This window comes from Paraburkholderia franconis (assembly GCF_009362735.1).
Taxonomy (GTDB): domain Bacteria; phylum Pseudomonadota; class Gammaproteobacteria; order Burkholderiales; family Burkholderiaceae; genus Paraburkholderia; species Paraburkholderia franconis.
The window spans coordinates 112,558-135,516 of sequence record NZ_WHNP01000022.1; the positions used below are offsets into that span (position 1 = coordinate 112,558).

Below are 22,959 nucleotides of genomic sequence, written 5' to 3' on the forward strand. Positions count from 1 at the left end.
TTGGTGTTCAGATTAGGCCTCGAAGCTAGCATCCCAATTGACGATAAAGTGAGCGTGTCGAAGAAGGTAGCGCTGCTCGCTCGCGAAGTCGCCAAAGCGGCGGACATGCAGATTGCAACCGCAGACGGTGTCGTCACGCTGGTTGAGGCTGTTGTTCGGGAAGCTGTTGAGGTCATGCGAGCGGAGCCAGCTCAGGAAGACGAACAGAACAAGCTAATGCGGGCTCTGGCGCTCGACGGATTTGTTGTCCAGTTTGCAGATAGATATTCGCAATCACCACCAACCCTTCGAGCGGCGCTTCCAAACGAAGTCGACCTTCCCGCTACTGATGATGAGGTTCATCAACTTCTTGACCACTTTGGGTTCAGTCTCCCAAAGGGTCACCTCGACCAGGCTATAGAAGCGCACACCCGAGGTGACTGGGCTGCAGCAAATAGCCAGACCCGTACGTTCCTTGAGAGCTTGTTTGATGCCATCGCATTCCACATCGACGCCGCCGGTGCTCCGCAGGGCTCTTCTGAGAACCGACGACAATGGCTGGCCACACAGCAGCAGTTTTTGTCAATCGCTCGAAACGAATGGAGCACAGATGGGAAGAGTTATATAAATGGGCTCTTCAAGATGCTGCATACGGAAGGTTCTCACCCTGGCCTTTCTGACGAAGACAGGAGTACGTTCCGCCTCCACATTGTCTTGATTACCGCTCGCACATTCTTGCGCCGACTGAAAAACAAAATGTGACGGACTACCGGCCTTAACTTGCCGCTCTCGACGGCGCGATATTAGTAACCTCGGTGCCGGCGCTCGATGTGGGACATGTCAACTGTCACGAGCAGGAGTATCGTTGTCTGATGGACTTCATTGCCGTGCGCAATTTCATTCATCAGGCACGGCGAGTAGCGCCAAGTGTTTTTAACGGAGGCAGCGATGAGCAAAGGAGCAAGCGGCAACCAAGGTAACGCGCGCGGCAACTCGGGCGGTGCATCGAAGAGCTCGTCCGGCGGGGCCAAATCGGCTGGAAGCAGGGGTCGGACGGCAGGTGGCGCTTCCGGTGGTAACTGGCCGAGCACGACTGGAAACCCGTCCGGCGGTGGGCGCGGCAATGCCACGCCTCGCGGGAGTCGTTGACGAACCGTTCGTCGAGGCTCGCAGCGCTCGCCGCCAGTCCGCCGAAATATTTTTGCTGGCAAATTTCCCTGCCTCACGGTCAGTTTTCCGAGCACGCCCCCTGCCATGCGAAATCATCACCCATGTTGCGCGGTATACATACTGCTGCCCGTTCCGCGGTGCGGCCGCGCGACTGGTCGGACATCAACGGCAGCGGTTGCGGGATAGCCGGTACTGTGGGATAGCCTTGAGATACCGGACAGGGTGGCGAAGTTAGCGCCCTGAGGCGAACGGCTGACGGGCGACGCTGGCTCCGAGGGGCATCTCACGATGCTTTGGAACGTGTCTGAAGGCCTCGCTCAGGATAAGGCGGGGCTCAACTTCACCAAGGGGCATTCAAAAAACGCAGGATGTTTGCTCGAGGGAAATGCGTTGCAGAACACCGCTGGGTCTGTGCATGAAACGATGCTTACAAGGCGCGCTATCTGATTCCAATGCACAACGGCATGACCGTGCGGTGCGATGGTGAGGAGTGGGCGCTTGATTTCGGCCAAGAGCTGAAGATGATTGATGCTACGTTGAAGATGGCTGGCGTCGACACCACCCGGCCCGGGCATCAGGCGCAAAGGCCAGCGGATACAAATTGAGAGGTATCGCGGATACACGCTTTGGGGTCACGCCACGTTGCAGGCCGCGGCCTGCCCGGTTCGCTTGGAGCGGCACAATCACTCGTAAGACGAGTGTGTCGTCGAAGTGTCCGGGATTTTGGGAGTTTTCGACACTGAAGACGAAGCAGAATCTGCAGGTCTCTCGTGGTGCCGCGCGTGGTTGGATAGCCATGGCTAACGGTCAATAGGTTGAGTCCGACTGCCGTCGCGGACAGCTGAGACTAGAAGCATCTGGCGGCGGATGCAACTGCCCAGCCATATTACGCGTGACAGTAGGACCACAGGCCACCAGCACGCTCGTATCAGTAGAGAGCAAACCGCTCAACCCGCAGTACTTGTGCCCCCTTCAACTTGAGCTAACAAAGAGTCCGTTGCCCGCTGTTGCCCGAATTGAAGCAAAACGATACTCACAAAGATGAGAGCAATGGCCGTCATCTCCAGCAGCCCGAATCGCTCCCCTGTAAGCCATCCAATCAGCAAAGCCACGGCCGGAGCCAGATAGCTTGAACTCGAAGAAGCCACGGCGCCGAGCTTGTCAAGCAGATAGTAGTAAAGGATGAAGGCTATGCCCGTTCCCATAATACCTAAGCCAATAACCAATCCCATTGTGGCGCGCCAATCCACAAAAACTCGTCCAACGCCGGTGAAGTCCGTCGAGAAGTAGAGGATTACCAACGCCAGTCCCATTTGCCATGTAGCCAACGCTAATGGCGGAAGATTTGCGGTGGATAGAAACCGACGAACGTAAATGTATGATAAGCCCAGTATCATGGAACTCGCGATTAACCAGCAAACACCTGCTAAATCGATAGCGCCATTCGCGCCGTCCCAAGGGCGTGCAATCAGGATGATGCCCGCAAAGCCAATAACGACACCAGCGCCCATCATTCCGTTAAATTTCTCTGACCGAAGAAACAGTGGGGAGAAAATTGCTGTGAAAGGAGCAATAGCTCCAGCCAGCACGCCAGCGATGCCCGATGGGAGTACCGAGGTGCCTTTGATAATAGCTATGAAATAGAAAGCTGTTGCGCCCGCCGCCATGACGAGAAAGTGCGGCAGCAGGCGCAATTGCTGGCGAGTGATGGCCCGTTGATGCCACGCGGCAAGTGCAAGAGGCAGAAATCCGAAAAGCACACGTAGAAACGCTACCTGTGTCGGATTGATAAGAGCCGTAGCCCACTTCATGTAGATGAAGTTCGAGCCGCCAAGGATGCCGAGTAAAACGAATGCAATGCTCGTGAGTCTCATAATCGGCGGAGAACCAAACGGTAGACCTGCGATGAGAAACAGACCGCCCAAGGTCAGACGTTGCCAATCCGACAGTAGCGTGAAGACATCTACCTGATGAGGCTTGTCAGCGAACGACGATGGAACTGGCACTTGGGTGGTCCTGGCCTTCATCGTGGTATCGGCAAAGCGCAAGGGCGGCTTGAGCCGCCCTTCCGTTGTACCACGTCGAACACCTTAACCCGCCGATGTCTTCGATACTTGGCGCGGTGCTCGCACCTTCAAGCAGCGATTCAACGGCGCTTGGAGTCAGATGCCATGCGCCTTCAGACGCCCTGCATACCAGCCGACGAACTGGTCGACATAATTTTCGGTGGACGGCGAGTATGGTCCAGGAATGTACCCGGGGTCCTGTGCACCACGATGATTGATGGCGACGAGGCTTGCATCCTGCGCATTCGTGGCGACCCAGACCTCAGTCAGCTTCGTCACGTCGTAGTCGACGCCTTCCACGGCGTCAGCGTGAACCAGCCATTTCGTGCGGCAGAGGGTCTTTTCTGGAGTCAACGGAATGATGTAAGAAATCATCGCATGGTCGCTCATCACATGCGTCCACGAGTTGTGGGTCCACATATGAGTGTCGCCCAGGTCACGACGGGTAAGATTGCCCAACAGCTTCTGACAGGCAACCTTCGTGTCTATCGTTTGCGACTCGCCATGACCTCCAATCATCAGCCGCTCGGTGCGGAAGTGCGTTGCAACGTCCCCGCTGAGCTCCTCGACGGCCGAACACAGCCACCCCTCGCTTTCCCAATTTGCCTGCGTCTCGGCATTGAGCTTGTTGTAGGCGTCGAGCGCTTTTATCCCTTCCTCGTCCATGCCGTCCGCGCTGGAGCTCGTCGACTCCGGAATGAACGACATCGTCAACTCGGGGTGCCCCGCTTCGCAGTGGTAGCACTCACGATTGTTCTCCATGACGAGCTTCCAGTTGCCGTCCTCGATAATCTCCGATTCGAATGCAATCTTCGTGTTCTGCAGCTCATACGGAGCGAAGCGCGGCGCCATCGTTTCTTCGAGCTTCGCGATGTCGGCCGGCGGCTCATCCGCGAAGCACACGAACACATGGGTGCCAACGACCTTGAGATGTACCGGTCGCAGATTGCGACAGGTTGCGTCGAAGTCCTTTCCCATGTGCTTCGCGTGACGCAGGCTACCGTCGAGGTCGTATGTCCACTGGTGATACGGACACACGAGCATGCCGACCGTCGACTTCCCGGCTTCTTTCAGGCGAGCGCCACGATGCCGGCACACGTTGCGATAGGCACGAACGTTCTCGTCGTCGTCGCGCACGATGATGACCGACGCCTTGCCGATGTCGACGACGGAGACGTCACCGGGCTCCGGCACGTCCGCCGTCACGCCGACCATAATCCAGTGCTTGTGGAAGAAAATATCGATGTCGGTTTCGAATACATCCTGCCGGCTAAAAACCTCTCCCGGCAATCCGCACCCGGGCTCACGGCTTCGAACGAGCTCACCAAGAGGTTTCAATACGAACTCAGACATCGCTTCTCTCCAACGTTCAGGGGTATCGGGACTTCGAATGGTCCCGCGTTAACCTTGAGTATTGGATTACCGAAAATCGGCGTCAATGCGCTTTATTTTCGCGGAAGTATTACTTTAAATTATAGGTGGCGCGTGTACGGCAAACGCTAGCCCAATGGGGCGGAGGGCGCTTGAGCCACGAGAGAGGATGATAAGACGTGCGGGGAGAGGGCGCCAGAACGCGCCGCGGAGCTCTGACGCGCAGCGCTCCCGCCGAGATGGTCATTTGCTGCTTACCGCGCCTTCAAAGCCGTGCTGCTGCTCAGGAAATCCCGACAGCGTTTCTCAACGTTTCAATCAGCGTTTGAATGGTCGGTGACATGGCCTTGCCGTGTGGCACGACCATATAGTAGGCGTCGTCCAGGGTAATGGAGGCGCTCGTCAAACGCACGAGTTCGCCTGATGCGAGGTGCTCGTGCAGCAGGCTACCGAACCCAAGTGCAACCCCCTGACCAAGGCGGGCGGCCTGCACTGCGTCGGTATAAAGACAGGTGCGCATGCCATACTTGAGTTTAGTTGGGCGCGCGCCGACGGTCCGAAACCATTCCTCCCAGGTCAGCCATCCTTCCGACGTCGGGTCGTATGCGATGAGCGTCATGTTCGCGAGTTCATCCAGTGACGCAGGGGCACCGTACTCGTCTTTCCAGGCTGGCGAGCACACCGGAAACACCTGCTCGCCGAAAAGCAGATGTGATGTTCCATCGCTCCACCGCCCGTTGCCCCATCGAACGGCCGCATCGACCTCGTTGTGGCGAAGGTCGGCCGTGAACATGGTCGTGGTAAGGCGAATGCGCAGGTTTGGCTGAAGGCGTTTGAGCCTCGCCAGGCTGGACATCAGGCGGAAATGCGCAAACGAGGCGGTCGTCGCCAGCACAAGTTCTTCATCTTCGATACCAGTCGACAGGCGGTCAAAAACGCCCGCAATTTTTCCCATCGCTTCGGCAACGACCGCGTACAGAGCCTGGCCCTCGCTCGTGAGCGTGGTGGTGCGATGTAACCGGTCGAGCAGGCGGACACCAAGCATTTCTTCCAGCAGCCTGACCTGACGGCTGACGGCTGCCTGGGTGACGCCAAGCTCGGCAGCCGCAAGCGTGAAGCTTCGTAGTCTCGCTACCGCCTCGAACTCGACGAGTGCCGTTAGTGACGGGATAAGTCGACGATAACCCTTTGCGCTGTCCATAGCCGCTTTCATTGTGAGCTTGTGAGGAGAATAGCTCTTCTTGATATAGCTTCGGTGAGCGGCAATCGCCGCCCACCGATGACTTGCCTCTCAGACTAAGCACGGAGCAACCGTCTCGTTCTGCGCTTACAGCGACGCTTTGATTTTTTCGGCCGCTGCCGGCGTCACCCACTTCGTCCAGATTTGCGGCTTCTCTTTCAGGAAGTGCTTCGCCGCGTCTTCACCTGTTGCCTGGTTGTCGGTCATCCAGGCCATGACCTGCTGAACATCAGCTGTGGTGAACGTGCGCGTGTTCAGATATTTCATCACGTCCGGGCTTGCCTTGTCGGCAAATGGCTTCGAGACCAGCGTGAGCAGTCGGCTTCCCGGCCAGCCAGTCGGCTTCGGGTCCGGACAACTGGCAACCGTCGTGCAACGCTTCCACTCAGCCAGGTCGACAGGGACGCCCTCACTCAGTCTCACCATCTTGTATTTGCCAAGCAGCGAAGTCGGCGCCCAGTAAACGCCGAGCCAGCCCTGTTTGCGCTCATACGCTTTTACAAGAGAACCGTCCAGGCCTGCCGCAGAACCCGTATCGACGAGCCGGAATCCTTTCTGCTCAGCACCGAACGCCTTGTACAGCTGCGCGGTGTTGACCGTCACGCCCCATCCTTGAGGGCCGTTGTAAATCGCGCCTTTCCCAGGGTTTTCCGGGTCCGGAAACAATTCGGGGTGTTTTAAGGCATCAGGAATCGTTTTGATTTCGGGATGCGCATCGGCGACATATTTTGGAATGTACCACCCGTACACCGCGCCTTCCTGGATGACATTGCCCGCGAGGATGATTTTCTTCGAATCAATACCTTGCTTGGCGACGGCGGGCAACAGGTCAATTGCCCCTTCTGGCACGATGTCGGGCTTTCCTTTGTCCACCATCGACGTTATCGTCGGAACAGTGTCGCCAACAACGCTATTCACCGAGCAGCCGTAGCCGTCCTGAAGAATAACCTTGTCGATAGCGGCTTCAAGTTCCGCGCTCTGCCAGTTCATGCTTGCAATAGTGACGTTCCCACAACCGGCGGCGTAAGCTTGCGAGCTGGTCCAGAAAACCCCGACCGCGACAAGCGCCCCTAGAAATTTCAGTTTCATTTCAGTTCCCAAATAGTTGCCGGAGCTTCCCCGGTATGCGTCGGTCATTGCGCCATACAGATTTCCATTTAAATCGGAAACCTAACGAACCCACTACGATAATTACCTGCGATTTCTTGATTCACCCGCCTGACTACAACTGCCAGTCGTTCCCCGGAAGCGACTTTTTAAACCCGGTTACCAGGTCCACAGACAAAACGGCCGACTACAGACCACGGCAACCTTCAATCTTCCGCACGCCTCGATTTCCCCATACGAGGCTAGCGGTAGACCGGGAACCGCTTCGTCAAATCCGCGACCTGAGCGCGCACCCGTTCAATCGCGGCCTGGTCTTCCGGACTTTCAAGCACATCGGCAATCAGGTTGCCGACCAGTTCCGCTTCCTTTGTGCCGAAGCCGCGCGTGGTCATCGCCGGCGAGCCGAGACGTACGCCGCTCGTGACGAACGGCTTTTCGGGGTCGTTCGGAATTGCGTTCTTGTTGACCGTGATATGTGCGGCACCGAGCGCGGCTTCCGCGGCCTTACCCGTAATCTTCTTTGCGCGCAGGTCCACAAGCATCACGTGGCTCTCCGTATGGCCGGAAACAATGCGCAAGCCGCGCTTGACTAGCGTCTCGGCCAGCACCCGCGCGTTGTCGACGACAGCTTGCTGATACGTCTTGAACTCTGGCGCGAGCGCTTCCTTGAACGCGACCGCCTTGGCCGCGATGACGTGCATCAGCGGCCCGCCCTGGATGCCGGGGAAGATTGCAGAATTGATTTGCTTCTCGAATTCCGCCTTCATCAGGATGACGCCGCCGCGCGGGCCACGCAGGCTCTTGTGCGTGGTGGTCGTGACGAAATCAGCATGCGGCACCGGGTTCGGATACAAGCCGGCAGCGATGAGACCGGCGTAGTGCGCCATATCGACCATGAGATACGCACCTACGCTCTTCGCAATCCTCGCCAGGCGCTCGAAGTCGATGCGCAGCGCGAACGCCGACGCACCCGCGATGATGAGCTTCGGTTTGTGTTCTTTCGCGAGCGCCTCGGTCTTATCGTAGTCGATGTCCTCGGCCTCGTTCAGACCGTAGCTCACGACGTTGAACCACTTGCCCGACATGTTGACCGATGAACCATGTGTCAGATGACCGCCTTCCGCGAGGCTCATGCCCATGATGGTGTCACCCGGTTTGAGCATCGCGAAGAACACGCCCTGATTGGCCTGCGAGCCCGAGTTCGGCTGAACGTTCGCGGCTTCAGCGCCGAAAAGCTGCTTCACGCGGTCGATAGCCAGCTGCTCGACGACATCGACGTACTCGCAGCCGCCGTAGTAACGCTTGCCGGGATAGCCTTCGGCATACTTGTTGGTCAACTGCGAACCCTGCGCCGCCATGACAGCGGGCGAGGTGTAGTTTTCCGACGCAATCAGTTCGATGTGGTCTTCCTGGCGACGGTTTTCCTGGGTGATTGCTTTAAGCAATTCCGGGTCAATGGCTTCGAGAGTGTGTTCGGCTCGGTTAAACATATGAGGTCAGTGATTGAAGAGGGAATTCATACACGGGAAACTGCGACTGGCGCATCTGCGCGACCGCGCTCTTCAGCAGGCACCCGAATCGCGTCGCAGCCTTCTTCCGAAGTAATCAGGGCGCATGCCAACTGGCGGAGATTCACGGTGCCGAGCGGCTGACTTTCCGCACCAACGACAGTCAGTTGCTCGATTGCGGGGTTGTGCGTGAGCATCGAAATCGCCTCCTCAATCGTCGTGCCAGCCGCAACGTGATTTCCAGCCGATGCGACGCCCAAACGCGACGGTGACATCACGGACTCAACGCAGACGACTCGCCCACGATTCACCTGCTTTACGAAGTTCGTCACGTATTCGTCGGCCGGTCGCAGCACGATGTCCTGCTTCGTGCCCTGCTGAACGATGCAGCCGTCGCGAAGAATGGCAATCTGGTCGCCAAGACGAAGGGCCTCGTCCAGGTCGTGCGTAATGAAGACAATCGTCTTCCTGATTTCCTTCTGGAGGTCCAGCAGCACGGTCTGCATGTCCATGCGGATGAGCGGGTCGAGCGCCGAGTACGCCTCATCCATCAGGAGAACGGGCGCATCCATCGCAAGTGCTCGCGCGAGGCCGACGCGTTGCTGCATACCGCCCGACAGCTGGTTCGGGAAGCGCTGTTCGAAGCCCTTGAGTCCAACACGCTCAATCCAGCGCATTGCCGTCGCAACAGATTCGCTGCGCTTCACGCCGCAAATTTCGAGTCCGTAGACGACGTTGTCGAGCACGTTCCGGTGGGGAAGCAACGCGAACTTCTGGAAAACCATCGCCGTTTGGCGCCGACGGAATTCGCGCAAACCGCGAAAGCCCATCTTGCAGACATCGACGCCACCAATCAGGACTTCCCCGGCAGTCGGGTCGATAAGCCGGTTGATGTGCCGGATGAGCGTCGACTTGCCCGAACCCGACAAACCCATGATGACCTGGATGGAACCGGCCGGGATGTCCAGATTGATGTCTCGAAGGCCAAGGACATGACCCGTTTCCTTCAGCAGGTCGGCCTTGGACATACCGTTCTTGACGGCTTCGACATAGGATGCGGCCTTGGGTCCGAAAATCTTGTACAGATGCTGGATTCGGATGCCGCCGGATTGGATGTCAGCCATGGACCACCTCCTGATGCTTTTGGAGCCGCTTGCCATATGCCTGACTGACGCGGTCGAAGATAACCGCGATACCCACGATAGCAAGACCGTTGAAGATACCGAGCGTGAAGTACTGGTTCGCGATGGCTTTAAGAACCGGCTGCCCCAGCCCCTGGACGCCAATCATCGCTGCGACGACCACCATTGCCAGCGCCATCATGATGGTTTGGTTGACCCCGGCCATGATGGTCGGCAGTGCCAGGGGCAACTGCACTTTCAGCAGTCGTTGCCAGCCCGACGAGCCGAACGCGTCAGCTGCCTCAAGGATGTCGCGGTCGACCAGCCGGATGCCGAGATTGGTCAATCGAATCATCGGCGGAATCGCGTAGATGACCACGGCGATAAGGCCAGGCACGCGTCCGATACCGAGCAGCATTACGACCGGAATCAGATAGACGAAGCTCGGCATCGTTTGCATCACGTCGAGGATTGGGTCCACCAGCTTGCGGACACGGTCCGACTTCGCCATGAGAATCCCGATTGGCAAGCCAATGACAATCGACAGGAACGTGCACACGAAAATCATCGATACAGTGCGCATCGTGTCTTGCCACATGTCGAGGTACCCGATGAGGGCCAGTGTGACGAAGCACCCGAGCACCACCTTCCAGTTCCTGCTAGCACCCCAGGCGATGACCATGACGAGCAGCATGATGATGGGCCACGGCGTCTGGGTCATGAAACGCTCCGCCGCCATCAGGAACTCCTGCAGCGGATGGAAGAAGCTGTCAATCGGGTCACCGTATGCCGCCGTAAATGCGCGGAAGCCGTCGTCGATTGAACGCTTCATGTGCAGAAGCGCCTCGTCCTGCATATGTGGGAATTTGTTTATCCAGTCCATTTTTTCCTCCATCATTCAGTCGCTCACCAGTGCTGCCTGCCTCGCGACGTGAAAGGTGACTACTCCGCTCCAGCAGACCATTCCTTCATGCTGAGATTGGCCGTTGCTCCTATCGTCAGGAAAGGCTGGGGCGGCAGCCGCTTCGGTGCTGCAAAACCCCGGAACACCTGAACCAGCCACGAGTCCCGGCCCAATGCCGCCTCAGCGGCAGCTATCCCGGACGCGGTTGCCTTCGTGGCACCAACTCCGTTACAGGCAATCGCCGCGAAGACGCCGGGCTCGATTTCCCCGAACGCGGGAACGCCATTCCAGGTGAGCGCCATGGCGCCCGCCCATCGATACTCCATCGGGATACCCTTCAGCATCGGAAAGCGTGTTTCAAACTTCCGGTCATGAACCCGGCCGGCTCTGGCAATCGCGCTTTCGCTCACCTGCATACGAGGGTTATAGGTATACCGGGAGCGAATCAAAATCCGGTCTCCCTTATCGCCTTCAACACGACGAACAGTCGTCCCCATGGGGAAGGCGGGCGTTGCCGCCCACGAGCGCTGGCCGCCCAACCGCTTCGGGTCGAACGCTTCCGTCATCGAGGCGTAGGTATAGACGTGCAACAGCTGTCCACGGAAGAGACCGAAGCTTTGCGCCTGTCCGTTGTTCGCCAGGATAATTTTTGCCGCGTTGACAGCACCTTTCGGCGTCTTGACCTGCCAGGACGCTCCCTGTCGTTCGAACGACAAGGCAGGGGTGTTCTCGTAAAGCTTCACGGGGTCATGGAATGAATCTGCCAGCCCCCTGATGTATGCAGCGGGTTGGATGATGACGGTCCCAGGAGTAAAAATCGCCGACGTGAAGGATTTGGTTCCAGTGACAGCAGCAATCTCGTTGGCATCGAGCAGGCGATACGGTTCGTTGACCTTGTCCAACTGCTTCGCGTAGGACACGACATGCTGGTCACCCTGCAGTCCCAGCGCGACGTTGTACTTTCCGCAAGGGTCGAAAACGTCTTTACCCCACCCCTTCTCTGTGGCCAGCTCCTGCGCGAGCGCGATTGCGATGCGGTGGACCTTAATATCGTGCCGTCGCTCGTTGGTGTCAGAGCCGCCGTAGTCTTCTGACGAAACCTCATGAGGCAGGTCGATAATGAAGCCCGAATTCCGACCGGTAGCGCCCTCCGCAATTTCCCCTGCCTCGAGGATGACGACTTTCAGCTTCGGGTCGAGTTGAGAAAGACGTCTTGCTGCTGACAGCCCCGCGAAGCCGCCACCGATGACCACGATGTCGGCGTTCACCGTTCCGTTGAGCATCGGGCGCGGCGTCCTGGACGGCAGCATGGATACCCAGCCGGATTGGCCGAGGTGTTGCGGAAGTTTGCTCGCTACATACATGATGATTGGCCCAATTGCTTAAAGAGCGAGCTTTTCGCGCTCGACCAAGTCACCGAGCGCGCTACGCAAGGCGTCGGACTTCTTCGCGGAAAGCCGGGCGAGCGGTCGACGGGGATTTCCCGCGCCATAGCCCGTCATCTCGGCGGCAGCATAGACAGACTGGACGTAGTCGCCCTCCCAAATCAGCGACATGGCTGGCTCGAGCACGCGCCAGAGTTCTCTCGCGTCGTCCCAGCGATGTTCTTGTGCCGCCGTGACGAACTGCGTGCACGTCTTCGGGGCAAAGTTTGCACCGCCCCAAATCAGCCCACGGACGCCTGCATACATCGCGTATGGCATCAGCGGGTCCGCGCCATTCATCATCGGCAGCCCGGTGCGAACAAGCGCTGCCTGCTTGCTCAAATCTCCGCTGCTGTCCTTCACGGCGAGGAATTCCGGGATTTCGCAGAGACGGCGCAGGAGCGATGGCGTGATTTCCACACCTACGGCTTGCGGTACGTTGTAGCCGATGATGGGCAGGCCGCCGCGTGCAACGGCCGCATAGAACTCGAAGACACCGTCGTCGTCCGTCGGTCCTTCGAAGAACGGCGGCAGGACCATCACAGCGCCAGCACCGCTGTCAGCTGCGTGACGGGTGCGCTCGACGACGTCATCGACGAGCAGCGCAGACGTCTGCGCGATGATGCGTGCCCGCCCATTGATGACCTTCGCGCCGAACGCAACCAGCGCCTTCGACTCTTCCTGCGACAGATACACGTGCATGCCCGTGCCCGAGCTGAGCACGAAGCCACGAATACCAGCAGCGAGGTATTGCTCAATCAGCTTCTCCAGTCGACCGTGGTCTGGCTTACCGTTCTCATCGAAAGGAGTACTAATTGCAAGGTTGATGCCAGTAAATGAAAAATCTTTCATGTCGTTACTCTTCGTCCGCTTCGTTGTCGTTCAGGTCGAGCCAGATGGTTTTCAGCTGGGTGTACTGGTCATGCGCGTGGAGCGAGTTGTCGCGTCCGCCGAAACCCGACTGTTTGAAGCCGCCAAATGGAGTCGTGATGTCGCCTTCACCAAATGAATTTACGGTCACCGTGCCTGCCCGAAGTGCGCGTGCTGCACGCAATGCTCGCTTCCCATTACCAGCAAACACGGAAGCTGCAAGGCCGTAGTCAGTGTCGTTCGCGATGTCGATTGCTTCCTGCAAGCTGCTTACCGTGATAACGGACAGAACCGGTCCGAAAATTTCTTCGCGAGCGTGCTTCGCGCCATTGCTTGCGACGTCGATGATGGTGGGATGGACGTAGCGTCCGTCGCTAGTCTGTCCGCCATAGAGGACCTTTATGTCGTCCGACAGATACGACTGCACCTTCTCATAATGCTGCTGCGAAACGAGCGGCCCGATTCGGTTTGCCGGGTCGAGCGGGTCGCCGACGCGCCATTCGTCGGCGAGCTTCATAATTCTGTCTAGCAGCGGCGCCTTGATGTCGCGATGAACGATGAGTCTGGAAATCGCCGAGCAGTTTTCACCCATGTTCCAGAGTGCACCATTGACGATGTGGCCCGCCACTGCGTCCAGGTCGGTCGCATCGGACATCACGATGCACGGGTTCTTGCCCCCCATTTCGAGCACAATCTCCTTGAGATTGCTTTCGGCGGAATGCGTCAGGAAGCGTCGCCCCGTATCGGTCGAACCGGTGAACGACACCATATCGATATTGCGGTGACGTCCGATGGGCTCACCAACCGCAGGTCCAGTGCCCGTCACGACGTTGAAGACACCAGCGGGAATGCCTGCCTCGAGCGCGAGTTCGGCAACCCGCATGGTCGTGAGCGACGTTTCTTCAGCGGGCTTCACGACGAGCGAACAACCCGCAGCCAGAGAAGGGCCGATTTTCCACGCGAGCATCAGCAGCGGGAAATTCCACGGCAGGACGAGGCCGACGACACCGACTGCCTCGCGCACAATCATCGAGATGTGGCTGTCAGAGGCCGGGGAGACCTGGTCGTAGATTTTGTCGATTGCCTCGGCGTGCCAACGCAGGACGTTGACCGTTTCCGGAACGTCAACGGTCTGGCAGTCGAAGATGGTCTTGCCCGCATCGAGACTCTCCATGACTGAGAGCTCAAGAGCGTTCTTCTCGACGAGGTCGGCCAACCGGATAATCGCCTGCTTGCGAGCAACGGGATGCAGCTTCGACCAGCGTCCGTCGATGAATGCGGCACGGGCACTCGCTACAGCTGCGTCCACGTCTTCTTTCGAACAGGCCGGCACGTCAGCGAGATGCTCGCCCGTGGCCGGATTGAACGTCGCAAACGTCTCGCCCGACGCCGCACCGCAAGCCTTGCCGTCGATGATGACCTGGCTGGGCAGCTTCAGCTCACGGGCGATTTTTTGATATTCGCTCCTGGACAGCAAATCAGTCATATCAGTCTCTCTTGATACAGGTTTTCATGAGGAACCGAACAAACCACTCGGTTCGCGGAAGTTAGAAATTCATCTGCACATCAACACCGTCCGGTGCCACGTAAGACGCCATGTTTCGCCGCGCCAGGTACACATGGGCGCGCACAATTTCTCCAGCCGCTTCCGCATCACGACGCTGAATGGCGTCGATGATGCCCTCGTGCTGCTGCACCGCTTCCGCGAGTTCAGCATCCATTCGCTCGTCGCGCGGCTGATAGAAAGTCTTGCCGAGCCGTGCGTGGTCAATCAGCAGGCGGCAGAGGCTTGGCAACAGATACGGGTTGTGAGCCATCTTGCCGATTGCAAGGTGGAACTCGTCGTTCTGCAGCACCCGCTCATCGACGCCGCCGCCTGCGACTGCCGCGCGGAACCGTTCCTGAATGCGCTTCAGGCCATCGATTTCGGCCTGCGTCGCGTGCACTGCCGCCAGCTTGGTCGTCGCAACGTAAATCAGCGGCGCCGCCAGAAAATAGTTGCGCAGCGAGTCATAGTTCATTGACGCAACGCGCGCTGCGCGATTTGCTTCAAGCTCGATATAGCCCTCGGCTGCCATCTGCCGCATCAGTTCGCGCACGGGCGGGCGCGACAGGCCAAACTCCTCGGCGAGGGCCACCTCGTCCAGGGAGGCGCCCGGCGCCATCTCCATGCTGAGGATGCGGTGCCGTAGAGCCTGTCCCAAGGCCGCCTTGCGGTCCAGGGACGAGGCCTGTCCATCCTCTCGGTCGAGTTCAACTACGTTCGCTTTCATGTGCACTCCTGTTGCATTTATCTTGTGTCTACAAATTGTATTGGTCAAGCCGACAATGCGTCTAATAAGGGAAGACACTGACGTAGGCTCGCAGATGTCGGTGATAACTTTGGCTCCATCGGGGTTCTACAGCTGTGGGTAGGTCGATGTCTTTTTTCCTTCGATATGTGTGATACATGGAATTTCCTCTCAACATTGACTCACCGCGAGGGAGAAAATAGTGGAGCCCGCTCCTGTTCGGTTCGGAATCGTCCTGCTGCCCAATTTCACGCTTACGGCATTGTCAGGCTTTATCGATACCTTGCGTCTTGCAAGTGACGTCGGCGACAAGAGCAGACCCGAGCGTTGCACCTGGCAAATCGTGGGAGAAAACCTGAGGCCCGTTCGGGCGAGCTGTGGCGTGCAAATGTCTCCGTGGACAACCTTTGACGGCGCTGTCGACTACCAATACATCGTAGTCGTCGGCGGATTGCTCCATTCGGGCTCGGAAACAACCGAGGCCACGCTCGAGTACCTGCGTAGAGCGGCCTCGTCCGGCGCGTCTCTAGTCGGAATTTGTACTGGCGCGTTTGCGCTCGCGCGGGCGGGGCTGGTGGATAAACAGCAAATCTGCATAAGCTGGTTCCACTATGAAGATTTCCTCGAGCGCTTTCCATTCACCCCAACGAACCTCGTGGTGACTGACAGCTTTTTCGTAGCTGATGGAAATCTGATTACCTGCTCGGGCGGAGCCGCGTCGATTGATGTAGCGGCGGCCATTCTTCGGAGACACATCGCCCCTGAGGTGGTGAGCAAAGCACTCCGCATCCTGCAGGTTGCTGACCCGGGCGCACGGAGTGACCAGCAACCTTTTCCACCCTCGGTGACATCGCAGTTCAGTCCGAAAATCCGCAGGGCCATCGCACTGATGGAGCAACATCTGTCATCGCCACTGGGTCTCGATGAACTTGCAGCCAGGGTCGATGCTTCGCCGCGACAGCTTGAGCGTCTTTTCACCGCAGAGACTAGCCTGACGCCCGCGTCCTATGCGCGCCTCGTCCGTGTGCGCGTGGCCGTGTGGCTGCTACGACGTTCTCGAAAGAGCATCAGCGAGGTCGCGGAGGTCTGTGGCTTCACCGATGCGTCTCACTTGGGCAGAGAGCTAAAGCGCGTAGTGGGCATAACCCCCAAAGAATGCAGAGACATGGACGCGAGAAAGCTGCCCGAGGCACTGCGTACTCTTCTCGAAGGCAGGGATTTGGCGCGGCTGAATTCACCTGTGATGGATACTCTGGACTTGCCTCAGCCCACGTCCACAGAGCCTCTGCGCGACGCATAACTTAATGTAATAGTGCCGCGAAAATAAAGCGCATTGACGCTGATTTATAAGCCACCAATACTCAAGGCACAGCAAAGGTGGTGGATTCGCGCGAAGACAATATCAGAACGATGAGCCTGGCAACGTGCCCGACTCTCCCCTTATCCGCGAGTACGACAATGTACGTTGAGCAGTTCACGCGCTGGTCAGCAGCCGAATGAGCGCAAGGCGTCCCAACAGATTTGATGCTATGAACTCGGTAGAAAGAATGTTCGACCCGACGCACGACGCAATCGACAGACTGTCCGATGCCCATACCTGGGAGAGCGGTGCAACGTACTGGGCAAGCGGTGAGCAGAAGACACTGACCTGTTGTCGAGTGGTGGACGAGACTCACGACGTCAAGAGCTTCGAGTTTCGCGTCGGTGATGGCACGCCCATCCGCTTCGAGCCGGGTCAGTTCATGACGGTATCGGCTAGCGTTCAAGGACAGTCAGTCGAGCGCTGCTACACGATTTCCTCTCCGCCTACGCGACCCTATCTGGTGTCCATCACAGTGAAGCGCGTACCCGGCGGCGTCATGTCCAACTGGCTGCACGAGAATATGAAGCCCGGTACCCAGTTGCGCGCATATGGGCCATCCGGCAGCTTCACGCCGACAGCAGCTCCAGCAACGAGGTCGTTGTACCTGTCCGCCGGCTCGGGTGTCACGCCGCTCATGTCCATGACACGCGCGAGTATCGACCTCGGGTTGGACCGTGACATTGTCTTTGTTCATAGCGCGCGGACGCCGGCAGACATCGTCTTCCGGAAGGAACTCAAGAGGCTCACGGAACTGTCTCCTCGCCTTAAGACATTCTTCGTGTGTGAAGGCGTTGGAGACGAAGACGGCTGGTCTGGCCCGGTTGGCCGACTCAGCCTCGAGCTTCTCTCCGAGTGGGTGCCCGACTATATCGAGCGCGAGGTATTTACTTGTGGTCCCGCTGGCTACATGAACGCGGTTCGCACATTGCTTCATGAGGGCGGACACAACCCAGCCCGCTATCACCAGGAAAGTTTCGACATCAGCGCCGGCGTTGCACCGGAACCCATCGCACCGGCGAGCGACGCTGCGCAAGAGACCTTCACCATCAAACTATCCCGCTCGTCGAAGACGTTCACGATGAACGCGGCTGAAACAGTCCTCTCCGCTGCGAGAAAAGCCGGAGTGGCAATCCCGTCATCGTGCAGTCAAGGCATGTGCGGCACGTGCAAGACGAAGGTGCTTGAAGGCACGGTTGACATGAACCACAACGGCGGAATCCGGGAGCGGGAGATTCAGAAGGGATTCCGACTCCTCTGCTGCAGCCGTCCGACTTCGGATTTGGTGCTGGAGCTTTGACAGTCTCCGGTATCTCTTTTGGGCCGCTTGTTATTTGGCGCAGCCCCACACTCACAATAATGTCTGGAGCAACCAAGAATGACGGATGACCAGCTCGCGGATGTAGCTGCCGCAGTTGAAACCGGTGGAAAGGAAAGCATCCTGCGCGACGTCCGAGCGTATCGACTCGCTCGGGTACAGGAACAGTTGCGTAAAAACAAATGCCCGGCAATCCTGCTCTACGACCCGGTCAACATTCGATACGCGACCGATACGTCAAACATGCAGGTCTGGGCCGGCCGCAATCTCGCGAGATACGTCATGGTCTTCGCCGACGGTCGCATCATCGCGTGGGAATTTCACAGCAGCGAGCATGTCTGGGACGGGCTGGACCTAGACGTCGAATTACGTAGTGCACTGAGCTGGACGTTTTTCAACGCTGGACATGAGGCTGAGCGCCGCGCCGAAACGTGGGGTGCAGAGATAGTCGACGTGTTCCTGAAAAACGCACCCGGCGACAGCGTGTTGGCGGTAGACCGGCTCGACCCGTTCGGCACGGCATACCTGGAAAAGCATGGCATTACCCTGCTGGACGGACAGGCCCTGATGGAGACGGCGCGCCTAATAAAATCACCGGGCGAACTCGTGCTGATTGGCGAGTCGCTGCGCACCGCCGAAAAAGGAATTGAGCGTATGCGTCGCGAGCTTCGTCCTGGACTGACTGAAAACGACATCTGGGCGAACCTGCACTACGAGAACATCCGGAACGGCGGTGAGTGGATTGAGACCCGACTCCTCGCATCGGGTGACCGGACCAATCCATGGATGCATGAATGTTCCAGCCGGGTATTGCAAGCCGGCGACCTTCTCGCGTTTGACACGGACATGGTCGGGCCGAACGGCTACTGCTCCGATATTTCGCGCACTTGGCTGGTCGGCGACGGCCGTCCTTCCGACGAGCAGCGCAAGCTTTACGAGCTCGCCTACGCGCAGGTCCACTTCAACATGGACATTCTGCGCCCGGGAATGACGTTCCATGAGTTCTCGGAAAAGGCATGGAAGATTCCGGACCAGTATGTCAAGAACCGGTATTGCTGTCTTGCTCACGGCATCGGGATGGTCGATGAGTATCCCTCAATTGCGCACCAGGTCGACTGGGAAAGCGCGGGTTACGACGGCCTGTTCGAGGTCGGGATGACGGTATGCGTCGAAAGCTATATCGGCGCGGAAGGCGGTACTCAGGGCGTAAAGCTCGAGCAGCAGGTCGTGCTCACGGAGAACGGTTGTGTCTCGCTTACTGACTGCAGCTACGAGACCGACTGGCTGTGATGCTGCTCGAGTAGGGCCGCATCGGCATTCCATCTACACATGACATCAGGAGACAGCATGTCAGGCAATCGTGGAGTCGTTTATATCGGACCCGGAAAGGTCGAGGTTCAGAAAATCGCCTTTCCGGAACTCGTCGACCCTGCTGGCAGGAAGGCCAATCACGGGGTCATTCTTCGAGTCGTCGCGACGAATATCTGTGGGTCGGACCAGCACATGGTCCGCGGAAGGACCACGGCTCCTGCCGGGCTCGTCCTCGGTCACGAGATAACGGGTGAAGTCATCGAAATCGGCTCCGACGTCATGACGTTGAAAAAAGGCGACCTGGTCTCGGTCCCGTTCAACGTAGCGTGCGGCCGATGCCCGATGTGCAAGGCGCAAAACACCGGGGTCTGTCTCAACGTCAACCCAGCGCGCGCAGGCGGCGCCTACGGATACGTTGATATGGGCGGCTGGATTGGTGGGCAGGCCGAGTACGTCATGGTGCCGTACGCGGACTTCAACCTCCTGAAGTTCCCGGACCGCGACCGTGCCATGGAGAAGATTCGCGACCTGACCTGCTTGTCGGACATTCTGCCGACGGGATACCACGGTGCGGTAACAGCCGGCGTCGGACCCGGCTCAACGGTATATGTTGCTGGCGCAGGCCCTGTCGGACTTGCCGCCGCGGCATCTGCCCGACTCCTGGGAGCGGCCGTCACCATTGTTGGCGATGTGAATCCAGCACGGCTCGAACACGCAAGACGCGTCGGATTCGAGACCGTCGACCTTTCCGAAGACGCCTCGCTCGCAGAACAGATTGCCAACCTGCTCGGCGAGCCGGAAGTAGACTGCGCCATCGACTGCGTCGGATTCGAAGCGCGCGGTCACGGTCACTCTGGCTCTCAAGTCGAGGCACCCGCGACCGTCCTGAACTCGCTCATGGAAATCACGCGAGCTGCTGGCAAGATTGGTATCCCGGGGCTGTATGTGACGGATGACCCCGGTGCCACGGATTCCGCTGCGAAGCACGGCAGCCTCTCCGTGCGCTTCGGTTTGGGCTGGGCAAAGTCGCACTCCTTCTTCACGGGCCAAACCCCTGTGATGAAGTACAACAAGAATCTGATGCAGGCGATTCTTTGGGACCGGCTGAATATCGCTGAGGTCGTCAACGTGACCGTAATCGAACTCGACCAGGCTCCCGGTGGCTACGCCGAATTTGATTCCGGCGTGCCCAAGAAGTTTGTCATCGACCCGCACGGTAGTCTGAAGGCTGCGGCCTGAGACAGGCTGACGTCTTGGTGGAAGTATTGTGGTATGTCTCTTAGGTGAGCGCTTTGCGGCCAGTCGAAAGATTGGTCGCATTTTTTCTTTCGGCGGGAAGTGACCGCATCTGTGCCCGGAGCCTCGGCTAATCTCTTCACGGGGGCTACAGGTTTGTCGGTCTGCCGTGCCCCCCGCCAAGTTCAAAATGGATTGAGTTCTCGAGCGCACAATGGGTCAAGCCGTCGGGCATAACCTGCCAGTCCAAGCGCGCGGTGGACTCAGCGCGCAGCGCCGCTATTACTTCCGCGGCACGTGCGGTCTGTGCTTCACAATTCAACTTCGAGTCAGCCGCGCTTTCTCCTCACTTCGACGGCGACCACAACTGTTCGAGTTCTCTGCTGAACATTGTGCGCTTGCATGCCGCCCGCTCGTCTTGATAGCTGTCCGGCCGCATGCCAGTGGGCATCTGCCACGGCTCTCGCGTCTCAGTAAACTGCGTTCGTAAGCTCATACGGCATTTTCCTCATCACCTCCGCGCAGCAAGAGTGCCAAGTCTGCTGGAGGCACGAGAGGGGCACATTAAGTCAAGCGTGGCACAAGCCCCGCTTGGCATCCTTGCAGCCGCCTACTGCTCGACGCCGCCGTCGGTCAAGCGAAAGTCGTAACGCTGGTGGTTTCTGGCGCTGCGGCGCTGACGTTGCCGCCCGAGACGGCGCTGACAGAAGTCTTCTTGGCGACCGACTTCTTCGCTGCTTTCTTTACAACTGCCCTTTTGGCTGCAGCCTGCTTCACCGGCGCTTTCTTAGCGACTGCCTCGGCCTTCTTCACTGCGCCTTTTTTGGCGACTGCCTTTTTCGTCGCCGCTTTCTTCGCAGCCGTTTTCTTGCCCGAGGCCGGTGCCTTCTTGGCTGCTGCAGCCTTCGGCGCATCAGCGCCCTCGACCGCCTCTGCTATCAGGAATGCCGTACGGTCCTTGGCACCAGCCAGCCATGCCGGCGCGGGGCCGCGGCCGCTCCAGGTTGCGCCGGTCTTGGGGTCAAGATATTTCGCCGGCTTAGGTCCGCGGACGTAGGCGCCAGCTTTGGCAGCCGTCTTGCGGCAGGTGCCGATGCTGCGGAACTGCTGTCAATCAAGAACTTGCTTCGGTCCTTTGCGCCGGCAATCCACTGAGGCGGACGGGCATGACCGCTCCATGTGGCGCCAGTCTTCGGGTCACGATACTTGGGTGGCAGTTTGCCCGTCGTACCGGCGGAAGACTTAGTCTTGACGGCACTGACCGCCGTGTTCGCAATCTGGACGGCGGGCTTGCGACCACGCTTTTTGCCACCACCAATTTGCGCTTCGATGTCAGCAACCGTCAGGCCGTGTTTCTGCATGATGTCGCAGATTTTTGCGATGACAGTGGACGATTCTTTCTTGGCAATCGCTTCGGCTTGCGCTTGGAGTTTTGCGATTTTTGCTTGCAGGTTTTCGAGCGTAGCCATTCTTCTCTTCTTCCTCTTGTTAGTAATGGCCGCACTATGCCACATAAGACCTGTGTGAAGCCAGTCTGCAACGTTCGTGTGTCATCGCTTGTGCCACTATCGGGGGTGCGAAAACCTCGATACCAGCTCACGGTCGAGAATGCTGTCGAATGCGACACCGGTTATATGGTCGCCGGTTGGCGGCAGGGATTTACTCATTGGTCAGTAAGTTAGGGAACAAATTCGACGAGTGCTGATCTATCGTGTCGTGTCACTCGATGGAGCCACGGACTGTGAAACGAGACGGGAGAAGTCTGGCGCACAACATCCTCGAAGAGATGCGCATGCTGGCACTTGAGCGGATGAACGATGGGGAACATCCCGATGCGGTTTCGGCGTCGTTTGGAATGCATCGTTCGTGGGCGTACAAGCTGCGAGCGAAGGCCCGGGGGCGAGGACGAGGTGTGCGTGCGTTGAGGTCGACCCAGGCGACAGGCCGCCCGCGCAAGTACGCGAACTGGTACAGCGTAAATTCGGTATCGCGCTGAGCCTGGCCTCGATCGGCACGATGCTGGCGCGTCTGAACCTGACGCCGCAAAAGCCGCTGCAGCGCGCTTACCAGCGCGATCCAGAGGCAATCGAGCGCTGGCAACACGACACGTATCCATCCATCGCCAGACGCGCTCGTGAGCAGAAGGCGGACATCTTCTTCTGGGACGAATCGGGCTTTCGGGCCGACTCGGTACATGGCAAGACCTGGGCGCCACGCGGCGAAACACCGGTCGTAGAGCGACCCGGTCAACGGCAGAGCATGAGCGCGGCGTCCGCCGTCAACTCGAAGGGCGCGTTCTGGTTTGCCACGTACGAAGGGGGACTCAGCGGTGAACTGTTCGTCGCGCTGCTCAAGAAGTTGATGTTCAATCGGAAGAGGCCGGTTCATCTGATTGTCGACGGACTGCCCGCACACAAAAAGGCCGTCGTGAAGGACTACGTTGCCAGTACTAACGGCAAACTGACCCTGCACTTTCTGCCCGGTTATGCACCGGACCTCAACCCGGATGAGTTGGTGTGGAGCCACGTGAAGCGCACAGGCGTCGCGCGAAATCCCTTGCGCAAGGGCGAAAAGCTCGGTCCGAAAGTTCACGACCAACTTGCACAGGTCCAGCAAAACCCAGAACTCGTGCGCTCGTTTTTCAGGCATCCGTCTGTCGCCTATATTTCTGATCTATGAGTAA

General features: G+C 58.3%; 17 protein-coding genes and 4 pseudogenes. 7 read left to right on the forward strand and 14 right to left on the reverse strand.

The window, feature by feature from the left end; translation table 11 throughout:
• Positions 1-54 precede the first annotated feature (54 nt).
• Both GCT13_RS23330 and GCT13_RS49425 read left to right on the forward strand, forming a co-directional pair.
• Positions 55-741, forward strand: coding sequence for a hypothetical protein (locus GCT13_RS23330; protein WP_227746965.1), 687 nt, complete (start codon positions 55-57; stop codon positions 739-741).
• 1,002 nt (positions 742-1,743) lie between these two features.
• Positions 1,744-1,953, forward strand: a pseudogene (locus tag GCT13_RS49425) (hypothetical protein).
• Between the two features lie 143 nt (positions 1,954-2,096).
• Here GCT13_RS49425 and GCT13_RS23350 read toward each other — a convergent pair.
• The 11 genes from GCT13_RS23350 to GCT13_RS23400 form a co-directional block, all read right to left on the reverse strand.
• Entirely contained in the window at positions 2,097-3,176 is a 1,080-nt protein-coding gene (locus GCT13_RS23350) for a DMT family transporter (protein WP_227746966.1), read from the reverse strand.
• A 135-nt stretch (positions 3,177-3,311) separates the two neighbouring features.
• Positions 3,312-4,568, reverse strand: coding sequence for an aromatic ring-hydroxylating oxygenase subunit alpha (locus tag GCT13_RS23355; protein WP_152762067.1), 1,257 nt, complete (start codon positions 4,566-4,568; stop codon positions 3,312-3,314).
• A gap of 301 nt (positions 4,569-4,869) precedes the next feature.
• Complete coding sequence (locus tag GCT13_RS23360; RefSeq protein WP_152762069.1) at positions 4,870-5,787, reverse strand: LysR substrate-binding domain-containing protein; 918 nt, start codon at positions 5,785-5,787, stop codon at positions 4,870-4,872.
• A 126-nt stretch (positions 5,788-5,913) separates the two neighbouring features.
• The gene (locus GCT13_RS23365) at positions 5,914-6,915 is read right to left on the reverse strand and encodes a glycine betaine ABC transporter substrate-binding protein (RefSeq protein ID WP_227746967.1); all 1,002 of its coding nucleotides are present in this window, start codon (positions 6,913-6,915) and stop codon (positions 5,914-5,916) included.
• Between the two features lie 260 nt (positions 6,916-7,175).
• A complete protein-coding gene (gene glyA / locus GCT13_RS23370; RefSeq protein WP_152762073.1) occupies positions 7,176-8,423 on the reverse strand; it encodes a serine hydroxymethyltransferase in 1,248 nt (415 codons plus the stop codon).
• Positions 8,424-8,449: 26 nt separating this feature from the next.
• A complete protein-coding gene (locus GCT13_RS23375) occupies positions 8,450-9,565 on the reverse strand; it encodes a quaternary amine ABC transporter ATP-binding protein (RefSeq protein WP_152762075.1) in 1,116 nt (371 codons plus the stop codon).
• The gene (locus GCT13_RS23380) at positions 9,558-10,445 is read right to left on the reverse strand and encodes an ABC transporter permease (protein ID WP_090868889.1); all 888 of its coding nucleotides are present in this window, start codon (positions 10,443-10,445) and stop codon (positions 9,558-9,560) included. The genes GCT13_RS23375 and GCT13_RS23380 overlap by 8 nt, the downstream gene beginning before the upstream one ends.
• A 59-nt stretch (positions 10,446-10,504) precedes the next feature.
• A complete protein-coding gene (locus GCT13_RS23385) occupies positions 10,505-11,749 on the reverse strand; it encodes an NAD(P)/FAD-dependent oxidoreductase (protein WP_227746968.1) in 1,245 nt (414 codons plus the stop codon).
• 99 nt (positions 11,750-11,848) lie between these two features.
• Positions 11,849-12,742 carry a dihydrodipicolinate synthase family protein gene (locus GCT13_RS23390; protein ID WP_152762079.1) on the reverse strand — a complete coding sequence of 298 codons (894 nt, stop codon included), beginning with the start codon at positions 12,740-12,742 and terminating at the stop codon, positions 11,849-11,851.
• A 4-nt stretch (positions 12,743-12,746) separates the two neighbouring features.
• Positions 12,747-14,246, reverse strand: a complete 1,500-nt coding sequence (locus GCT13_RS23395; RefSeq protein ID WP_152762081.1) for an aldehyde dehydrogenase — start codon at positions 14,244-14,246, stop codon at positions 12,747-12,749.
• Positions 14,247-14,307: 61 nt separating this feature from the next.
• Positions 14,308-15,033, reverse strand: coding sequence for a GntR family transcriptional regulator (locus GCT13_RS23400; protein WP_152762083.1), 726 nt, complete (start codon positions 15,031-15,033; stop codon positions 14,308-14,310).
• Between the two features lie 220 nt (positions 15,034-15,253).
• On the opposite strand from GCT13_RS23400, the gene GCT13_RS23405 reads away from it, so the two are divergent.
• The 4 genes from GCT13_RS23405 to fdhA all read left to right on the forward strand — a co-directional run bounded on the left by GCT13_RS23405 (position 15,254) and on the right by fdhA (position 20,279).
• Complete coding sequence (locus GCT13_RS23405) at positions 15,254-16,351, forward strand: GlxA family transcriptional regulator (protein ID WP_321574562.1); 1,098 nt, start codon at positions 15,254-15,256, stop codon at positions 16,349-16,351.
• Positions 16,352-16,580: 229 nt separating this feature from the next.
• Entirely contained in the window at positions 16,581-17,711 is a 1,131-nt protein-coding gene (locus GCT13_RS23410; protein ID WP_152762085.1) for a hybrid-cluster NAD(P)-dependent oxidoreductase, read from the forward strand.
• Between the two features lie 78 nt (positions 17,712-17,789).
• Entirely contained in the window at positions 17,790-19,019 is a 1,230-nt protein-coding gene (locus GCT13_RS23415) for a M24 family metallopeptidase (RefSeq protein ID WP_152762087.1), read from the forward strand.
• 57 nt (positions 19,020-19,076) lie between these two features.
• The gene (fdhA, locus tag GCT13_RS23420; protein ID WP_152762089.1) at positions 19,077-20,279 is read left to right on the forward strand and encodes a formaldehyde dehydrogenase, glutathione-independent; all 1,203 of its coding nucleotides are present in this window, start codon (positions 19,077-19,079) and stop codon (positions 20,277-20,279) included.
• Between the two features lie 630 nt (positions 20,280-20,909).
• On the opposite strand, the gene GCT13_RS50915 is transcribed toward fdhA, so the two are convergent.
• The 3 genes and pseudogenes from GCT13_RS50915 to GCT13_RS51255 form a co-directional block, all read right to left on the reverse strand.
• Complete coding sequence (locus GCT13_RS50915; RefSeq protein ID WP_321574563.1) at positions 20,910-21,089, reverse strand: hypothetical protein; 180 nt, start codon at positions 21,087-21,089, stop codon at positions 20,910-20,912.
• Positions 21,090-21,257: 168 nt separating this feature from the next.
• Positions 21,258-21,371, reverse strand: a pseudogene (locus GCT13_RS51250) (H-NS family nucleoid-associated regulatory protein); the annotation flags it as partial.
• A gap of 62 nt (positions 21,372-21,433) precedes the next feature.
• Positions 21,434-21,790, reverse strand: a pseudogene (locus GCT13_RS51255) (H-NS histone family protein); the annotation flags it as partial.
• Between the two features lie 212 nt (positions 21,791-22,002).
• Between GCT13_RS51255 and GCT13_RS23430 the strand changes: the two are divergent.
• Positions 22,003-22,955 (forward strand): annotated as a pseudogene (locus GCT13_RS23430) (IS630 family transposase).
• The last annotated feature ends 4 nt before the right edge of the window (positions 22,956-22,959 follow it).